The 18,889-nt window shown below is 40.1% G+C and carries 15 protein-coding genes; 4 read left to right on the top strand and 11 right to left on the bottom strand.

Annotated features, from left to right (window positions below):
* Positions 1-59: 59 nt before the first annotated feature.
* Together O0V13_RS12900 and O0V13_RS12895 are read right to left on the bottom strand one after the other, a co-directional pair.
* Positions 60-1,184: a tetratricopeptide repeat protein gene (locus tag O0V13_RS12900; protein WP_268035383.1), complete on the bottom strand. Its 1,125-nt coding sequence runs from the start codon at positions 1,182-1,184 to the stop codon at positions 60-62.
* Positions 1,185-1,249: 65 nt separating this feature from the next.
* A complete protein-coding gene (locus tag O0V13_RS12895) occupies positions 1,250-2,182 on the bottom strand; it encodes an FAD-dependent oxidoreductase (RefSeq protein ID WP_268035382.1) in 933 nt (310 codons plus the stop codon).
* 215 nt (positions 2,183-2,397) lie between these two features.
* Here O0V13_RS12895 and O0V13_RS12890 point away from each other — a divergent pair, with 215 nt between their 5' ends.
* On the top strand, positions 2,398-3,042 hold the full coding sequence (locus tag O0V13_RS12890; RefSeq protein WP_268035381.1) for an NAD(P)-dependent oxidoreductase: 645 nt from the start codon (positions 2,398-2,400) through the stop codon (positions 3,040-3,042).
* Between the two features lie 797 nt (positions 3,043-3,839).
* Here the strand turns inward: O0V13_RS12890 and O0V13_RS12885 are convergent.
* The 4 genes from O0V13_RS12885 to O0V13_RS12870 form a co-directional block, all read right to left on the bottom strand.
* The gene (locus O0V13_RS12885) at positions 3,840-4,292 is read right to left on the bottom strand and encodes a MarR family winged helix-turn-helix transcriptional regulator (protein ID WP_268035380.1); all 453 of its coding nucleotides are present in this window, start codon (positions 4,290-4,292) and stop codon (positions 3,840-3,842) included.
* A gap of 1 nt (position 4,293) precedes the next feature.
* Positions 4,294-4,770, bottom strand: a complete 477-nt coding sequence (locus tag O0V13_RS12880) for a glutathione peroxidase (RefSeq protein WP_268035379.1) — start codon at positions 4,768-4,770, stop codon at positions 4,294-4,296.
* Positions 4,767-5,198 (bottom strand): DoxX family protein, encoded by a 432-nt coding sequence (locus tag O0V13_RS12875; RefSeq protein ID WP_268035378.1) that lies wholly within the window; start codon positions 5,196-5,198, stop codon positions 4,767-4,769. Before O0V13_RS12875 ends, O0V13_RS12880 begins: the two co-directional genes overlap by 4 nt.
* 85 nt (positions 5,199-5,283) lie before the next feature.
* On the bottom strand, positions 5,284-6,447 hold the full coding sequence (locus O0V13_RS12870; protein ID WP_268035377.1) for an MFS transporter: 1,164 nt from the start codon (positions 6,445-6,447) through the stop codon (positions 5,284-5,286).
* 121 nt (positions 6,448-6,568) lie between these two features.
* Between O0V13_RS12870 and O0V13_RS12865 the strand changes: the two genes are divergently transcribed.
* Positions 6,569-7,951 (top strand): sulfatase family protein, encoded by a 1,383-nt coding sequence (locus O0V13_RS12865; RefSeq protein ID WP_268035376.1) that lies wholly within the window; start codon positions 6,569-6,571, stop codon positions 7,949-7,951.
* Positions 7,952-7,954: 3 nt separating this feature from the next.
* Here the strand turns inward: O0V13_RS12865 and O0V13_RS12860 are convergent, their stop codons facing one another.
* Genes O0V13_RS12860 through O0V13_RS12850 form a run of 3 tightly spaced genes read right to left on the bottom strand, consistent with a single transcriptional unit; the run spans position 7,955 to position 10,506 of the window.
* The gene (locus O0V13_RS12860) at positions 7,955-9,268 is read right to left on the bottom strand and encodes a sulfatase-like hydrolase/transferase (RefSeq protein WP_268035375.1); all 1,314 of its coding nucleotides are present in this window, start codon (positions 9,266-9,268) and stop codon (positions 7,955-7,957) included.
* 2 nt (positions 9,269-9,270) lie between these two features.
* Positions 9,271-9,930 (bottom strand): NAD-dependent epimerase/dehydratase family protein, encoded by a 660-nt coding sequence (locus tag O0V13_RS12855; RefSeq protein WP_268035374.1) that lies wholly within the window; start codon positions 9,928-9,930, stop codon positions 9,271-9,273.
* A gap of 15 nt (positions 9,931-9,945) precedes the next feature.
* Positions 9,946-10,506 carry a YdeI/OmpD-associated family protein gene (locus O0V13_RS12850; protein ID WP_268035373.1) on the bottom strand — a complete coding sequence of 187 codons (561 nt, stop codon included), beginning with the start codon at positions 10,504-10,506 and terminating at the stop codon, positions 9,946-9,948.
* 247 nt (positions 10,507-10,753) lie between these two features.
* Here O0V13_RS12850 and O0V13_RS12845 point away from each other — a divergent pair, with 247 nt between their 5' ends.
* Positions 10,754-11,470, top strand: a complete 717-nt coding sequence (locus tag O0V13_RS12845; RefSeq protein ID WP_268035372.1) for a 3-ketoacyl-ACP reductase — start codon at positions 10,754-10,756, stop codon at positions 11,468-11,470.
* A 56-nt stretch (positions 11,471-11,526) separates the two neighbouring features.
* On the opposite strand, the gene O0V13_RS12840 is transcribed toward O0V13_RS12845, so the two are convergent.
* A complete protein-coding gene (locus O0V13_RS12840; protein WP_268035371.1) occupies positions 11,527-13,002 on the bottom strand; it encodes a SusD/RagB family nutrient-binding outer membrane lipoprotein in 1,476 nt (491 codons plus the stop codon).
* 11 nt (positions 13,003-13,013) lie between these two features.
* On the bottom strand, positions 13,014-16,244 hold the full coding sequence (locus O0V13_RS12835; RefSeq protein ID WP_268035370.1) for a SusC/RagA family TonB-linked outer membrane protein: 3,231 nt from the start codon (positions 16,242-16,244) through the stop codon (positions 13,014-13,016).
* Positions 16,245-17,405: 1,161 nt separating this feature from the next.
* On the opposite strand from O0V13_RS12835, the gene ltrA reads away from it, so the two are divergent.
* On the top strand, positions 17,406-18,500 hold the full coding sequence (gene ltrA, locus O0V13_RS12830) for a group II intron reverse transcriptase/maturase (protein ID WP_268035369.1): 1,095 nt from the start codon (positions 17,406-17,408) through the stop codon (positions 18,498-18,500).
* Positions 18,501-18,889: the final 389 nt, after the last annotated feature.

The raw sequence follows: 18,889 nt of genomic DNA, 5'->3' as shown, positions 1-18,889 counted from the left end.
ATGTTTTAAAGGTAAATCGAAGGAATACTAAAAAATGACTGTATGAACTAAGTCGATGATTATTTGCAGACTTCTTCAAATAATTCTTCTGAAATTTCATCACCTAATAATATGGCCTTCGAATAGTCATGGCAGGCTTTTTCTAACTCTTCTATTTTAATATAAGATTTAGCCCTATTTCGGTAAGCCATAGCATAGTTTGGATTTAGTATTATCGCTTTTGTAAAGTCAGGAATTGATTTCTCAAAATCCCCAAGATTTGCTCTTGTTAAGCCGAGGTTATTGTAAGATTCTGGAATTTCTGGAGCGATTTCAATTGATCTGGAAAAATCAAGTATAGCCCCTAAATAGTCGGGAGATTTACTTCTCGCCTTGCTAACTCCTCGATTAGAATATGCATTTGCATCAAAAGGATTTAATTTTATACAATTTGTGTAGTCAAGGATTGCGAGTTCGAATTTTCCCAAAATGTCCATGATTATTCCTTTGTTATAATGTGGGTCAGCAAAATAGGGGTCGAGATTAATGGCTTTTTGATATTCCTTTAATGCATCTTGATATAGTTTTTTTTCTTTAAATATATTGCCTTTGTTGTTGTAAGGCCTTGGATTGGTAGGGTCTAAAGAAATAACCTTTTCATAGTCGCTTAAAGCTCCTTTAATGTCATTTTTATCGTGTTTTATTAGCCCTCTTCCTAAAATTGCTTCTTCGTAATTGGGGTTAATGGAAATTGCTTTTTCAAAATCCAATAAAGCTCCTTCTAAATTATTTAACTCATATTTGAGATGACCTCTATTTGAATAAGCCAAAAAATTATTTGGTTCTATTTTTAATGTTTCTTCCAAGTCCGAAAATGCAAGTTCATATTCACCTATAAATCCATAAGCAGCTCCTCTATTTGACAAAGGGAGGGTAATCATTGGGTGCTTGTATTCAATAGCTTTACTAAAATCCTCTATCGCATCAATTAGATTGTATAGTCTCATTCGTATAACTCCGCGCTCATAATAGGGGAGAGGGTTGTACTTTTCAAGGTAAATAGCTTTTGAAAATGCAGATTCGGCTTCTTCTAGCTTTTGCTCATTATTTAACCTTACTCCTTTTTCATAATGATCTTTAAAAGATTGACCGATACTTGATAAAATTGAAAAAAAGAAAATTGGAATAATAAATTTGATTTTCATGAATTAAATATTGGTTGAGTTCAAAGTTTTTTAAAATCAGGTTTGCTCAGGATTTTATTTTTGATTCATTCTTTCACTAATTCTGCCAATTCCAAGGCACAACCCCAAGCTACCGTAAACCCGGCGCCTCCATGACCATAATTGTGAAAAACATTTGAAAATTCCGGATCAAATTCAAATCGAACTGCTTTTCTTTTGGGTCTCAATCCGACCAATTCTTCTAGAATCTCAGGCTTTTGCTTGACTCCAGAATTTTCTATTCTTTTCAAAATCAACTCGGTATCGTTAGGGTCAATGGATTCGTTCCAATCATTTACGTAGTCTGTTCCTCCCACTACCGCATCATTTGTTCGGTTGATGATATATCTCAACGCTCCCTTTTGGGTGGGGTCAGCAAAAGAAATAGTGTCGAATCGTTCACACCTTAAGATTTGCCCACGAATAGGATACAGCTGTTCGTCTTCGCAAATTTCTTTGGCACCCAGACCGGTACAATTGACCACCAATTCATCCAATCCGCCTAATTCATGAAGGGAAGAAATAGTTTGGGTTTGATAATCACCTCCATTTTCCAAAAATTGACCGAATAGAAAGGGAAGATAAATCATGGGTTCTACCAAGGGTACTTCAGCAATCAAAGCAGTCTCCATACCAGCGGGGAGCTCGTTTTTTTGGGCCTCTCTGACCGTTCCCTTAGGTAACTGATATTGCCAGTCAATATTGGATCCTGCAACAAAGGCGTTGATAAATGGAATCAAGGAAACTCCGGATGGCTTCCTCAAATCTTCAAGGTATCTGGTGTAAGATTGGCTCGCCCAAAGATTAGTCTTCTCCTTGGGAGCGATTTCAAAAGGGAACCAAATCGCCCCAACTTTGTGAGAAAGGCTGTTTTTAAAATGTTCTCTTGAAATGATTCTAACCTGAATTCCGATTTCCTGCAAGGCAATGGCAGTAGTCAAACCGATAATTCCAGAACCCACAACTGTTGCTGATTTCATGGAGGAATTTAAGGAAGATTCCTTCAAACTTTTTGATTCAATTGGTGAAAAGTGCATCGATTAATCAGTGATTTCCTCATAAAAGCTTTATCTTCAACCTATTCAAATCTCTCTATAAATAATGTTTGAGAGGCCTTTAGGGCCAAATGGGAGCCATTCTACAAAGTATGGAGTGGCCCTCTTTTTTTATTTCCACAAATTTTATAGAGAACACCATGAAATCATTTCAAAAAATAGCCGTCATTGGCGGTACAGGAAAATCTGGAACTTATCTGGTTCAAGAGCTTTTGGCTAAAGGATATAAAGTCAATCTTTTGATCAGGAACCCTGAAAAAATACCCGAAAATCACCCAAACCTCAAGGTTGTATTGGGAGATGTGACATCCGGGGAAAAAGTCGAGGCACTAATCAAAAACTGTGATGCGGTCATCAGCACCTTGGGTTTGGGAATTCCTGCGAGTGCTCCGGATTTGTTTGAAAAAGCCACCGAGATAGTGGTGAAAACGATGAAATCCTTGGGTTTGGACCGGTATATCCTGATATCAGGGTTGAATGTCAATACGCCATTTGATCAGAAAAGTGAGAAAAATCTTCAAGCTACAGCTTGGATGGAGCAAACATTTCCCAAATCTACCAGAAGCAAGCAGAAGGAATATGAATTATTGCAGGAATCAGGTCTAAACTGGACCTTGGTTAGACTTCCTTTGATCGAACTGAAAGAGGGGAAAGTTCCGATTAGAACTGACTTGAGAGATTGCAAAGGGGATAAAATTAATGCCGCTTCCTTGGCTGTTTTCCTGATTGATCAATTGGAATCGGGAGAATTCATTCAAAAAGCTCCTTTCTTATTTAATGTTTAAAATCATAGAAGGAAAAAGTCTATTCTAGGTTTTGTCAGGCTGAACCTAGAATATTCTTTGAACAAACCAAAGGAATAGGATAGGCCATTTATGTTTGGCACTTTTGAAAGACCAAAAGTGCCCAAAAGTCTTTTGCCTGAATTGGCTTGAAAATGTCTTCGGACATTTTCTGCAGGATAGGGTCAAACGCTAAAAATCGCCGGATTTCCGAACAAATTCGGAATTAGCCGATTTTCTTAACGCTTGTTGACCTCTATCCTTCACCAGCCACTTCAAAGCAAATGGCCCAGTTGAAATAATGGGAAAATTTCAGGGTAATTGGTAGACAGGTGACTTGGATTTGAAGCGAGAACTCAAATTTTTGTCTAGACCCGCCTTGCAGTTTTGGGTGTGAAGAATCATTTGTGAGGGTTGCAATTAGGAGGCTTGTTTGACGAAAATTTTGCTTCTACAAACATCAATGGTAGCAGAGGTTTTATGCAAAATTGAGGAGTTTGCCGACGTATGGGGAGGAAATTGATTTTAACCCAAAAATGGACAGCGGTGGGTTTTTTGGTCCTTTTTCACCTACAGGAAAAAGGATAGAAAAAATAAATACCAGGTAAGGGAAGATTTCATAAAAAAATGGTTGATTAGGAAGTTTCAAACCGAATCAACCATTTATATAACAAAATATTCTGTTGCCTTTGGCAGCATTGAATCAACAAAAGTCGTTATATCGAAGCCTATCCATTTCGATCCTGTCCATTTGTTTGGACGCTCAATGGGACAAATTCTAATTCTAATGAATTTTAGATTTATACCTTACTGGCTAAAATCCCCAATAACTTATCTAGAGTTCCTTTGAAAACACTAACCTCCTCTTTGGAAATAGATTCGTCCTGAAATGATTTTGCAATCTTCTGGGGAATTGAAAGCGCTTGACTTCTCATAGAAAACCCTTTTTCAGTCAAAGTAACCACCACTGACCTTTCGTCATTTTTTGAACGGGTGCGTTGGATCAGGTCTTTTTGCTCCATCCGCTTGAGCAGTGGGGTTAAGGTATTGGACTCCAATAGCAGTTTTTTTCCAATCTCGTTGACTGTTTGCTCTGGATGCTGCCACAAAATCATCAAAACCAAATATTGAGGATAGGTGATGTCCAACTCATTGAGGAAGGGAGTATATATTTTGGTAGTCAGTCTGGATGCCGCATATAGCGGAAAACAAAGCTGATTTTCCAAATATAAACTGGCTAGATTGTCACTCATTTTATAAGACTTTTTGGATGTAATCTTCCATCTTTTCCGGAGTGGTTACCGGTGCGAATCTCTTCACCGGTTTTCCGTTTTTATCGATGACAAATTTGGTGAAATTCCATTTGATTCTGCTTCCCAAAAGTCCTCCTTTCAATTCAGATTTCAAATATTTGAAAATGGGATGAGCATTTTTACCGTTCACATCGATTTTATCAAACATCGGAAAGCTCACACCATAATTTAGTTGGCAAAACTCCTCGATTTCCTTGGATGAACCAGATTCCTGATTCGCGAATTGGTTGCAAGGGAATCCTAAAATCACCAAGCCCTGATCCTTATATTTATTGTAAAGGTTTTCCAAGCCTTCGTACTGTGGGGTCAAACCGCATTTGCTGGCGGTGTTGACCACTACCACCGTTTTACCTTTGAAGTCCTCCATAGAGGTGTTTTGGCCATTTAGTTTTTTTGCTTCGAAATCGTAGAAACTCATTGTGTGTTATTTTTTGTGGTTAAGTATTTCATTGCCCCTGTTGACCAAAGTGCCCAAAGAATTAGGACTGGTTGGAAGAAGAGGCGAATTAGTCTTTTTTGATCTGTATCCAATCCAAAAGCATCAATTCCATTGGTGTATTGAGAAATGTTTCCTGGGAAAATCAAAATGTAAAAGATCGCTAAGGCAATTCCGACTTTGATTTTATGTTTGACCAAAAAGATCATAGAAAGCCCAAAAGCAATCTCAACAACACCTGAAGAAAGGACTACAAAATCCATAAAAGCAGGATCAGAAGGAAGCCATCTTGGTACTTGAGCCTGAAATTCGTCTCTTTGAAAAGTTAAATGTCCGATTCCTGCTAGGGTCATCAATGCCCCCAAGAGAATTCTAAAACCTGATTGTATCCAGTTTGTTTTATTATTCATATCGCTAAAGATTAAATCGTTCGCGATACAAATGTAGAAATATTTTTCATTTAGAAAAAGAAGTGCTTTCAATATGGATGCTTTGTCAAGATTTCTTGGCTGTAATCTGATTGACGGCTTTAGTCAGTCCTGCCATCAAAACCAGAAATATTCCCAAGAATCCCAATAGAAAAGAATAGCCAGATATTGTGGCAATTTTCCCAAAAATAAAGGGCATCAAAGTGATTCCTACATAGGCACTGGCCATTTGCATTCCCATAATTGCCTGACTTTTTTTCTGTCCAAAATTCACGGGAGTTTCATGAAGTAAACTGGGGAAAATAGGGGCACAGCCCAGTCCAATCAATAGAAAGCCAGGCAGGACTAGGAAATCGTAAGGTAAAAATAAGATGACCAATCCTAGGGCAATGACTGCCTGTCCCAAATAGACCAATTGTCGGTTGCTAAAAAAGTGAGTCAGGAAACCTGAAAGAAATCTTCCAATTGTAATTCCTAAATAATAGAGAGAGACAAATCGTGCTGCCTGTTCTGCTTCAAATCCCCTTACAAAGACCAAATAACTTGCACCCCAAAGACCAAAACTTGCCTCGATAGTACAATAACAAAAGAAAAGTATTAGTGCTGGCTTAAGACCGGGAGTATTTTTCAATAGGGACAAATGGTTATGGGGCTTTTCTTCAATATCGTCATATGGGTTTTTCTTTTTGACCCATAGAGGAAAGGAAGCCAGTAGAATCAAAACTAAGCTAATTTGAATCCATGCGATGGTATTATATCCCCTTGACCAAGACTCTCCCTGAGCCAAGTATCCCGCCATGATCATCGGGCCTATTGCAGCGCCAACTCCCCAGAAGGAATGCAGCCAATTCATATGTTTGGCTTTGTAATTCAGTGCCACATAATTATTCAAAGCTGCGTCTACACTTCCTGCACCTAGACCCAATGGAATGGCAAGAAGGCAGAGGTAGATAAATTGATGAGAAAAAGAAAAGCCCATCAAAGCAGCAGCAGTCAGAAATACACTGAATGTGGTCACAGCCGGAACTCCAAATTTATCGATGACTTTCCCGCTAAAAAGACTGGAAACTACCGTACCAGCAGCTACAATCATAGAAATAATACCGGCATAATCTATCGGAACTCCCAAATCATCAAACATGGCTGGCCAAGCAGAACCTAAAAGGGAGTCCGGTAAGCCTAAACTGATAAAGGCTAAATAAATAATGAGGAGGAGAATTCTCTTTTTCAAAGGGGTAGAGGAAAGGGTAAAACTAAATATATAAACTAAATTTTATTTTACACTTTCGTTCAAGGATGTAAAAAATTAAAGTACAGGATGGATTTGTTTGGGAAAATAGTTTCATTTCAAAATGAACAAATTTCAATTCAGAAATCTTTTGGTTTTCCTCTTTGTTTTAGTCTTTGTTCCGAAAGGATTTTCTCAATCCGATAGGCCTAATATAATTTTTATCCTGACTGATGACCAGCGATGGGATGCCTTGGGATTCTCCGGAAATAACATCATCCAAACTCCCGAAATGGATCAATTGGCACGAGAAGGGACTTATTTTGAAAATGCTTTTGTGACAACCCCAATATGTGCGGCAAGTCGAGCAAGTTTACTGACAGGGCTTTATGAAAGAACTCATGGGTACACCTTTGGCCAAGGAGATATTAAGCAGGTTTACATGGATGAATCTTATCCTGAAGTCCTTCGGGAAAATGGTTATTATACGGGCTTTTTTGGGAAGTTTGGGGTAAACTATCCGGCTTTTCAGGAGCTGTTTAATGAAGGAGATAGCTATGATCGCAATGGAAAATTCAAAGATCGAAGAGGATATTTTTACAAAACAATTGGCGAGGATACTGTTCATCTGACTCGCTATACAGGACAGCAGGCCATTGATTTTATTGAAAACTCTCCAGCCGAAATGCCCTTTATGTTGTCTTTGAGTTTTTCTGCACCCCATGCACATGATCCTGCCCCTTTGCAGTATTTCTGGGATGAAGGATACGACACTATGTATCAGAATATCACTATCCCTGATCCCAATTTGGGAGATGAAAAGTATTTTCTAGAACAACCTGAATACGTCAGAACTGGAGAAAATAGAACCCGTTGGCATTGGAGGTATGAGACACCAGAAAAGTATCAACATTCGGTGAAAGGCTATTATAGGATGATTTCTCAAGTGGATTCTGAAATCGGGAAAATCAGAGAAGCATTAAATGAAAAAGGAATTTCTGATAATACGGTGATTATCCTGATGGGAGACAATGGTTATTTTTTGGGAGAAAGACAATTAGCCGGAAAATGGCTGATGTACGATAATTCTTTGAGGGTTCCATTGATCGTTTATGATCCTAGGGAGCAGGGAGGTGTTCGGAAATCCGAATATGCGCTAAACATCGATGTTCCAGCTACAATCCTGGATTTTGCAGGAGTCAAGGCTCCAAAATCCTGGCAAGGGGAGAGTTTGTCTTCCAGTAAATTGACCAAAAGAAAATACTTCCTATTCGAACATCTTTGGCAGGTGGCAATTATCGCTCCCAGCGAAGCATTGAGAACTCAGCAATGGAAGTATTTCCGATATATCAATGACCCGGATCACGAAGAGCTATATGATTTGAGTGTGGATCCTTTGGAAGTAAACAATCTCGCAACAAACTCAGATTATCAATCCGTTCTTAAGAAAATGAGAAAGAAAATGGAGAAGAAGTCCGGGAAATATTTAAAGGCTAAAAAGGAATAGGTTTTATCGAATTCCTTCAAACTTTCCCAAAGCTTTGTGAAGTGTTTTGAAGGCTTTTTTTCCTTTCTTATCCAGTTCATTGTAGACGAGTGGAGATTTCTCCATCCAGTCTTCCTCTATATCATAGAACTCTCCTGTAGTGTACAACTTGTATTCGTTGTTTTGAGCAAATTCCTTCAGGCTTTCTAGATCCCCATTTCTGGTAAACCAGCTATAGATCCAGTCTCTCGGTTTACCTTTCTTGCCCATCAGTTGAGGAAAGAAACTCACACCATCAATTTGTAGATTTTTCGGGCTTTTTACGCCTGCTACATCTAATAGTGTTGGAAGGAAATCGCTGAAATCAACCAGATTATCGCTTTGAGTTCCCGGAGTAATGTGTCCATCCCATTTGACGACTAGAGGAACATGCATTCCATTTTCAGTGGTGTATTTTTTGCCCCATGGATATTCTTCTCCTCTATACATAGACACTATGGGTTCGTCGGTTCCGTTGTCTCCGGTAAAAATGATAATCGTATCTTCACTCAGTCCCAACTCATCAACTTTGGCGATGATCTTTCCGACGATTTTGTCCATGTAGGCAACCATGTCTCCAAAGTATTGCGCATCTCCTTTGTAGGTTGGAGAACCTGGACTAGTAGGGTCCCAGTCTTTTGAGTCAGGTGTCGGCACAAAAGGACAATGAGTTATAATCATTGGGTAATAGGCGAAAAAGGGCTGATCCTGATTTTTCTCAATAAAATCAATCAAGAAGTCACTAGTGATATCTGTTGAAAATTGACCGCCATCAAAATGCTTTGCTACGCCGTTGATTTCCAAAACAGGGTTGGAATAGCGGGTATCATTTCCGTCTTGATCTGTAGCTCCGAGCATATGTTGCCATAGGCAGGATTCATCAAATCCAAAATGCTGGGGAGAGTCTTTTTCTTTGCCTAATTGCCATTTTCCTGCGATGGCTGTTTTGTATCCAGCATCTTTCAAAAGGTTGGCAAAAGTGGTCTGATTTCTATCCAATTGCCCAAAAACCGTATAATTCCTCACATTGTATTGACCGGTCATGAGTTGCACTCTTGAAGGAGTACAAAGTGGTTGTGCATAGGCATTTTCGAATTGAGCTCCATTTGCCGCCATCGCATCGATAAATGGTGTAGAGTAGGAAGTTCCTCCGTAAGAATTAATGGTCTCCACTCCCAAATCATCGGCCATAATTAGGATAATGTTAGGTTTTCTTTCTTGAGCTTTGAGAGAAGTAGATGTACAAAGAATAGTAAGCGTAAAAAATACTGCCTGAAAAAGAGTTCTGGTTTGTTTCATGATTATTTTTCCAATGAACTTTGAGCCAAGGTTCGGATATCTTTGATTTCTAGAACTTGCTTGGGATATCCATTAAGAACGATATTGATCATCGCTTTTCCAATATCTCCAATGGAAAGAACCAGTTTTGGGGTGATGAATTTCATGATTTTTGCGATTCCCACATAAAGGCTTTTGGAGTTATTTTGTCCTTCAACCGGAAGCATTACTCCCGGACGGAAATTGTATTCTCCTTTGAAGCCTAGTCTTATCAAGTGATTTTCTGTTTTGCCTTTCACTCTTGCCCACATCACTCTTCCATTTTCGCTGGAGTCGGTTGATTGACCGGAAACAAAGTTGAATACCAAATCGGGGTTCTTTTGAAGGAGAGTCTTGGCAAATGCCAAAGTGGTATCATAAGTGACACGCACATAATCTTCCTCTTTCATCCCAACAGAACTGATTCCGGCACAGAAGAAACATGCATCGTAGCCTACCAGTTTTTCCGAAAAATCTTTGATTTTTAGAAAGTCCGGAACAATTAATTCGGAAAGTTTTGGATTAGTTTTTTGAATGGATCTCCTCCCGACAACCAAAATTTCGGTGACCAAAGGATTATCTAAACATTCCATCAATACACCTTCTCCAACCATTCCAGTGGCACCTGTTAAAATTACTTTCATCTTTACTTTTTTTGATTATCGGTATTTGTCATTTAGTCCGATCCCTTTCTGGATCATGGGGATGATTTTTTCAAGCCTTGAAATCTTGGTAGCTTCTCGTTTTGCTTCAGAAATATACTCTATAAACTCTTTTTGCTTGAAAGGAGTGAATGACTCAAATGCCTCTTTTAGTTTGCTGTCTGCTTGAAGTATTTCCTCCAATTGTTCCGGAATCTCCATTTCAGCTCCTTTTTCAGCTTTCCAGGATTTGCCCTCTTTTTCATTTTGAATGGCCTCGTGGAGGTATTCCAATATTTTGGCTTCGTCTATTTCTTCTATTGATTCAAATCTCCATTGACGCATGGCTTTGGTCTTTCCCTCTTGAGCATTGATCAATACTCCGTAGGGGTCCGAAAGAAAAACACCATTATAGAACCAAAGCCCAAAATGGTTTTTCATCCCAGCATAGCCAACCACGTTTTTACCATTGATGGTGAATACGGGCATTCCCCATTTTTCGGTTTCGACCAACTCTGTTTTCGAAATGATTTCATGAATGCGGTGAAGGGCTTCATTCCATTTTTCTTCCTGTTTCATGAGGTTTTTAGTTTGATTTTAAGATATAAAAAAATGCAATCGCTCCGTTGATTTCATGCTAAAATCAATTCTTGAATTTTTATCCGTAAAGCTTTGATTAATGGGTATGTTATCAAATTTCCCGAAGGGTTATCCAATTTATTTTTGATTTCTAAATTGAAAAACAGAAGGATTTGGAAACTGACTTTTCATTCTATTGGTTTATATGAATCGCATTTGATTTTTATTAAGAATAAACTTTAGAGATATGATTTCATTAAAAGGAAAAACAGCCATTATCACCGGGGGAAGCCGTGGTTTAGGTAAGGCAATAGCTATGCAATTGGCTCAAGAAGGTGTAAATATTGGGATTACAGGAAGGAATGTCGATCAACTCCGGTCTGTGTCTGAAAAGATCAGTGGATTAGGAGTCAAGTCTGCTTTTGCAGCTTTCGATGTTTCCAATGAAGCTGATGTTAAAGCTGGGATTGATACTTTGGTTGCTGAGTTAGGAGGGGTAGATATTTTGGTCAATAATGCGGGTATTGGCAAAATGGGGACTTTGGAAACCATGTCTTCTGCTGATTGGCAAGAGGTGATCCAGACGAATTTGTTTGGGGTTTATTATGCTGCGATGGCAGTTTATCCTCATCTGAAAGAAAAAGGAGAAGGTGATATAGTCAATGTAGCTTCTACTGCTGGCTTGAAAGGTGGAGCTCATATGTCTGCTTATGCAGCATCAAAGGCCGCTGTGATTTCTCTTTCTCAATCCATGATGGCAGAGTGGAGGAAACAAAATATCCGTGTGATCACTTTGACACCAAGTACCATTGCTTCTGACATGAGTATTCAGGCGGGATTGACTGATGGCAATCCGGATAAAGTTCTTCAGCCGGAAGACTTTGCTGAGTGGGTGAGAGATATTCTAAAAATGAACCGCCGAGCCTTGATAGCCAATGGCTCTATTTTCTCGACCAATCCATGATTTTAGAAAAGGCCGCTCTGGAAACAGAGCGGCCTTTTTAAGTTTTTAATTAGGAATTAGTGAACATCCCAGAAGAGTTTCACATCAAGATCATCTCCTCCAATCGCTGCGGCAGCTTCGGTATAGCTTTCACCATTTGAAGTTTGCTCAGCTACAGGGTAAGTATATCGGATTGGGAAAGGTCCGCCTGGATTTGCAGGGACATTGAATACAGGATAATCAAATCTTCTGTAATCTCCCCAAGCTTCAAAGCCTCTGTTAAACATGGCAATGTATTTTTGTCTGGCGATTTTATGGAGATCGCTTCCTCCGATAGCAGTAGCATAGGCTACAGCTGGATCAGCAATATAAAGATCCGCGGCAGACTCAGATACTCCCCAATAATCCATGGATGCACGGATTCCGTTTTCATAATGCTCAGCAATCGTTCCTCCGACAGAGAAGCCTTTTGCAAGTGCCTCTGCCAAAAGGAACTCTACTTCCGCATAGTCAATCAAAATACCTGGCCATGTAGCAGAAGTAACTTTTGCGCCAGCTTTGGAGAAATTGACATAGGCATTACTTGTCCCGTAGGTTCCTCCAGAGTATCCACCATAATTATCGACGGTATAATACTCAGGGATACGTGGGTCATCTACAGCTGGTTCCTGCATCATATCCATCATGGTATTGGAAGCTACGTAATCTTCTCTACCGCTCTGAATCAAGCCTACCCAAATTGGATTGGTATTAGGAGTTGTGCTTAGGTATTGCAATTGAGCGATCTCAGTATTGGAAGCGATCAAATCCGAAGGGCTGATACTTTCTACCAGGCTTTTTGCCAAGCTTGGATTAGAATCAGAAATAAACATTCCCATTCTTAGCTTTAATGAGTTTGCAAACTTGATCCAAAGTGTAATGTCATCTCCAAATAGTAGATCTGAAGCTCCAAAACCCAAATCCCCACCATTGTCTGTGTCTGGATCTAAATTGTTGATCGCAATTTCCAGTCTATCTAGCAAATCGTAGTAAACTTCTTCCCCATCATCGTAGGCAGGAGTCAAGTTTTCCGGATCCAGCGCTTCAGATTTCAAACTTGAATTAAGCGCACCTGAATAAGGAATATCTCCATAGGTAGTAACTAATAAGGAATAGGTATATACCTCCATGATCTCGATCTGAGCCAATTTGTTCCTATCCACTCCTTCGTAAAAAGAAGGGTTTTCTAACAATATTTTTTTGGACTCTTTGAAATCATTTAAAACTGACTGATACAAAGTAGACCAGAATCCACTTCCCACATCTGTTAGCGTGTAATTACTTGTCGTAAAATAGGTGGTTTCTGCAAATTGCTGAGACCAGATTTTAAAACTCATACCATAGGTCACGGCATCAACTACCTCTCTTGAAGCATTTGCGAAAAATGGACCTTCAGGAACAAGCCCGGATTGATAAGCTTTAGGATTGACGTTTAATGAGGTTAAATCATCCACACATGCTGTCGCCAATATTACTGAGGCAGCAAGAATTGACTTTGAAATATATTTGTTCATGTTGATTTTCATTAGAAGGTTGCTTTGATATTGAAGCCCATATTTCTTACTGCAGGTAAGCTACCAACTTGATATCCTTGGTTGTTTCCAGCACCCAAGTTGTCTTCAGGATCCGCATATGGTAAGTTCTTGTGGATGATCCACAGGTTTCTTCCTACTGCTGAGAAAGTCAAAGAGCCAAGAGCTTTCCAGTTATCTACTATTCTTCTTGGAATAGAATATGAAATCAATAGCTCTCTCAATTTGATATAGCTAGCATCATATACATAGGCAGCAGTTGGGTTGACAGTACCACCGTTCATTGGATACTCATCCATTGGTAGTCTAACAGTGTTTGGAGATCCATCAGCCTGTACACCTTCTTTTAGGATACCACCACCTTCAGAAATTGGATCTCTCACTGGATTGCCCAGTTCATTGGTTCCAACAGTTTCAGCATACAGACCCGTTGCCAAGCCATAATACATATCAGCAGAATATACATCTCCACCGTGCTTCATGTCTAACAAGAAGCTCAATGAAACCGTCTTGTAAGAGAAGGAGTTTTGAATACCACCAGTCCAATCAGGGTTGATATTACCAATTGGGTTGGATGCAGTGGTTGATCTTTGGTATCTACCATTTGGTAGCACTGTCTTCTGACCATTGGTATAAACATAGTCATACCCATAGATAGTACCATATACACCACCAAGAGGGGCATTAAGAGAACCACCACCAGCTCTGAAGCTACCCAAAGGAAGGTTGGTAACGTCACCATAAAGTTCTGTTACTTTGTTTCTGATACGAGTCCAGTTAAGGTTGACATCCCATCTAAAATCACCTGCTTTCACCACATTGGCTCCTACCGTTACTTCCCATCCTTTGTTTTCAACAGATCCGGCATTTACATACTTGGAAGAATAACCTGTAGCAGTGGATACAGTTACAGGAAGGATTTGGTTGATAGTAGAGGAGTTGAAATAGTTTACGTCCAAGCTTAATCTACCGTCGAAGAATGTCAATTCAGTACCGATTTCATAACTTTTTGTTCTTTCTGGCTTCAAGTTGCTGTTGTTCTTGGTGCTAGGCATGGAGAACAAAGGGACTGACCCAAAACCAGTTGGTTTGTTGTAAAGATCTGCCAGGGAGTTGAAAGGGGCATCATTTCCTACTTCTCCGTAGTTGATTCTAAATTTACCATAGGTTAAAGTCGGATTGTCAGGGATAAATTTGGAGAATACAAAACCACTGGATACTCGATAGTAGTTGTATGCATTTTCATCGTCTGGAAGGGTAGAAGAAACGTCTCTTCTAAATGCTCCAGTTAAGAAAAGGTAATCCTGATAGCCTAATTCTGCATCCGCAAAATATCCGTTTACTTGTTTGTCTGAGTAAGATTCAACAGGTGCTTCAATCATACTCAAAGAGTTGGAAAGAGCGTAAATGCCTGGAACAGTTAAACCACCATTTGTCACGGCGCTGATTCCAGAAATTGAAGTTCTTCGAACGTTAGATCCCAAAGCACCAGTCAATTTGAAATCGTCATTCAACTCTTTGTTGATGGTAGCTAACAAATCGTAGTTGTACTCGCTGAAAGAGATGTTTCTGCGAAGGTATTCTCCTGGTTGGTAATTGATACTACCCACTGCGGTACGCTCTTCTTGAAGTTGGTTGTAGCTATCCAAGGAAACTCTACCCATAATATTTAACCAATCTGTAATCTTATAATCAAGTTTTACATAACCCAAATACCGAAGACGATCATCGCTGGTAAAGTTTTGGTTGGCTGCAAAGAAAGGGTTGTCCCAATAGATCAAACCTGTTCTGTTTGGAAGACCACTAGACCAGTTCCAGGTAATGTTTTGACCAGTTCTGTCATAAGCAGCTTTCAATTCGTTGATGTCCACGTTGGTTTGCCACCACTGTCTAAAGCTGGATAAGTTGTTGTTTCCACCATAACCTGTTGCATAACGACCAATCGCATCTTGTTGGGTAAAATTCATAGACGCAGATGCCGTTAAATTTTTAACGACCTCGTAGGAAGCGCTAAAGTTCAAGAAGTTCTTGGTAAGGGTAGAGTTTGGCTGAACCCCTTTTTCGTCTGTACGGGTATAGCCCAATTTGAATTGTCCTTTTTCAGTACCCCCATCAATGACGATACTGTTATTGTACATATAGCCGGTTTTGAAATATTCAGATGGATCAGAAGCTGCCGCTACCCAAGGAGTTCTTTGTAGGTAAGTTGGGCTGGTAGGATCACCAAAGGCATTCCACTGATAAACCAAAAGGCTAGGGTCAAAGGCACCTCCAACGGATGCATCTTCATAAGTAGGGACAATAGGGTCCAAAATGCCATCACCATCCACATCAGCCATGTCAAAATAACCGTCTTCTGTTGGACCATAGTATTTTCCGTAACCACCACCGTATTGATTTTGATATTTTGGCATAGTGGTTTTGTCAATAGTCGAAACAGTAATCCCTGTATTGATGGTAACACCGATTCCGTTCTTTCTCCCTTTTTTGGTGGTGATCATTACGACACCGTTTGCTGCTCTAGACCCATAGAGAGCAGTTGCCGCGGGACCTTTCAAAATAGTCGTTGACTCAATGTCATCCGGATTGATATCAGCACCTACGTTACCGTAGTCAACCCCAGCATATCCTCTGTTTACTCCACCGGCATTGTGGGTAGTATTGTCGATTGGAACTCCATCAATTACAAAAAGAGCCTGGTTGTTTCCAGTTAGGGATTTGAAACCACGGATAATTACGTTCGTGGATCCACCCATACTGTTGTTTTTCTGAATCTGAACCCCGGATACTTTACCTGACAATGAATTCATCAGGTTGTTGTCTCTGGCTTGGCTCAATTCTTCACCACTGACAGATTGAGCGGCATAAGAAAGTTCATTCTTGGTCTTTTCAATCCCTTGGGCCGTGACGATTACCTCTGATAGACTGGTAACATCCTGTCCTAGGATTACATTGATAATGGCTTGTTCTCCGATGGTCTCTTCGACGGTTTCATAACCGATAAATGAAAATACGAGAATACCTCCTGATGTAGGTACCGAAATCTGGTAGGCTCCATCCATGTCAGAAACTGCTCCGATAGCAGTGCCTTTGAGCAAAACAGTCGCTCCAGGTATTGGACTACCGTCTTCTGCAGCGGTAATCTTACCTGTTACAATTCGATCTTGTGCCAGCAAATTTGAAGCGACAAGAACGAACGAGAAAATTAATAGAATTCTTCTCATTAAAGTAAGGTTTTGGTTTTTTGAACTTGATTAAAATCTCTGAAATGTACGTTAAAAAATGACATAAATCATCTATGATTTTTGTCATATATTAAAAAATAGGTTTTAAATTATATTGATATTTTAATTTAATACATGAATGGTTGTAAAAGTGGTTTATTTTCAAAGTGATTAGTTTTTTAAAATAAATCTTGGATTTTATGCAAAAAAAACATTGGTTATATGAATCTAATAAGGAATATTGTTTTGTATAGGTTGGTAAAGAGAGTTTTTTATTTTAAAGAAATTAGGGAATGCAAAAAAAATGATAATGAATTGTAAGTGATTAGGGGGTGGAGGGTTTGAGGGCCTGTCAATCTACTGCCTCCATGGATGTTTTTTTGCTTTTCAATGGAATTGATTTGTAGAATTTTGGATCAATAATACACCTGTTTCTGGTGAGATTCACGTAGGCATTTACCATTCATCAACTAATTAAGTCTTTAATATTCAAATTTTTTTAATTAATTTTGTAGGATTACTATATTTTTAGCTTAATATCTGTTTCGATTATGAGCCTAATGAATATAGTTTCTGTTAAGAAGCTAATTTATTGGTGGTTTTGCTCTTATTTAAAAATTCCTTGATATCAAACTAAAGAAGAAATTAGCAGGGCAAAGCCAGAGGAGAAAACTCTCGGATTAAACTTAACATGAGAAAGGCTGCTTAAAGCCCCCTGCTTGGCCGGTCATTATAGACCGGCCTTTTTTGGTGTGCCGTGCATGGTAACTTACTAGGTGGTGAAAGTCCACTGTGGGGGTTTGTAATCGCCAACCACTAGCTCAAGGCAATGGTGTCCATCGTGAGATGGAATCTGAAGGAAGCCGGCGGCAAAACTCTGCCCTGAGGAACACGAACCTGATCAGGCATAGCCGATGGGATGAGACTGCCAAACAAGTCAAAGTCCAAAGATTACACGGACGTCGGAGTGTAAATGAGGCGGGGATATGGAGTGAAAGTGAGTTGCCTTACCACGGGAGGCCTCATAGACGTGTTGAAACGGAGTATGATACACGGAGTAAAGCTAGTTAGGAGGAGTCAGCTGAGATCGTAGTACCCATTCACGACGGGAATGGGGAAGGATTGAACTTTAAGTAGTGAGAAGTAAATGAATGTTACCGAGTGAAAAGGAAACTGCAGAAAATCTTTGAACCAAAGACCTGGCCACAGAAGAATAGGACGGCATCCGAAGGCTATGTGGGAGGGCAGACGTTCATGAGGATAACTGAAAATAACCTCACGGAGAATGACCGATTAGGCTATGGACTGCTGGAATTTATCCTGTCACCTGCGAACCTGAATACAGCTTACCTACAGGTGAAGCGGAATAAAGGAATTGGAGGTGTAGACAAGATGGAAGTCGAATCTTTGAAGGATTATCTTGTCGCGAACAAAGATATACTGACAGAGTCTATAGTGAGGGGCAAGTATCGCCCCAACCCCGTTCACCGGGTAGAGATACCCAAGGACAACGGGGAAAGGATGCAGCTGGGTATCCCCACGGTAGTGGACCGGGTGATCCAGCAAGCGATATCCCAAGTACTCACACCGATTTATGAATCCCAATTTAGCGATCACAGCTACGGGTTCAGACCAAGACGCAATGCCCACCAAGCTTTGAAGAAAAGCAGGGACTACATCATAGGAGGTTACAGTTACGCTGTCGATCTGGACTTGGAAAAGTTTTTCGACAAAGTGAACCATAGCAAGCTGATCGAAGTAGTCTCCCGCACCATCAAAGACGGTCGAGTGGTATCGCTGATCCACAAATACCTGAACGCAGGGGTGCAGGTTGGAGGGGTTGTTGAATCCAGCGAACAGGGAGTTCCGCAAGGAGGCCCTTTGAGTCCGTTATTGAGCAATATCATGCTCCATGAGTTGGACAAGGAGCTGGAAAGTCGAGGACACAAGTTTGTGCGGTATGCAGATGATCTAGTCATCTTTTGCAAGAGCAAACGGGGTTCTTCTCGAGTGATGAGATCAATTATCCGCTTTATAGAGGATAAACTGTTCCTGACAGTGAACAGGGACAAAAGTCAGGTAGTCCCAATTCACCAAGTAAAATTCCTAGGCTACTCGTTTTATAAAATAAAAGGAGAAGGTCGCCTGCGTATCCATCCGAAAAGTGTGTCGAGGATGAAAGCTAAGATCAAAGAGCTGACATCCCGAAGCAACGGTTGGAGCAATGAACGCAGAAAGGAAAGCCTGGGACAGTAAATTACTGGCTGGGTGAATTACTTTAAGATGGCGGATATGCAGAAATTGCTAAGGGAAATTGACAAGTGGTACAGGCGGAGGATTAGGATGGTGATCTGGAAACAATGGAAACGGACGAAAACCAAGCTCCGCAATTTAATCAGGCTTGGAATATCAAAATCCAAGGCCTGGGAGTGGGCAAATACAAGGAAAGGCTATTGGCATATCGCTAACAGTTTCATTCTTGCCACCACGATCACTACCGAAAACCTACGAAGGGCAGGGTATGTATTCTTTGGGGACTATTACCAAAAGGTTAGGCTCAAAACTTAAGGAACCGCCGTATACCGAACGGTACGTACGGTGGTGTGAGAGGACAGATAGGGAATTAATCCCTATCTTCCTACTCA

It is taken from the genome of Algoriphagus sp. PAP.12 (genome assembly GCF_026652115.1).
In the GTDB taxonomy this organism is placed as follows: Bacteria; Bacteroidota; Bacteroidia; order Cytophagales; family Cyclobacteriaceae; genus Algoriphagus.
Note: the sequence above shows the minus strand (reverse complement) of the source record. Positions and strands in the feature narration are given on the sequence as shown.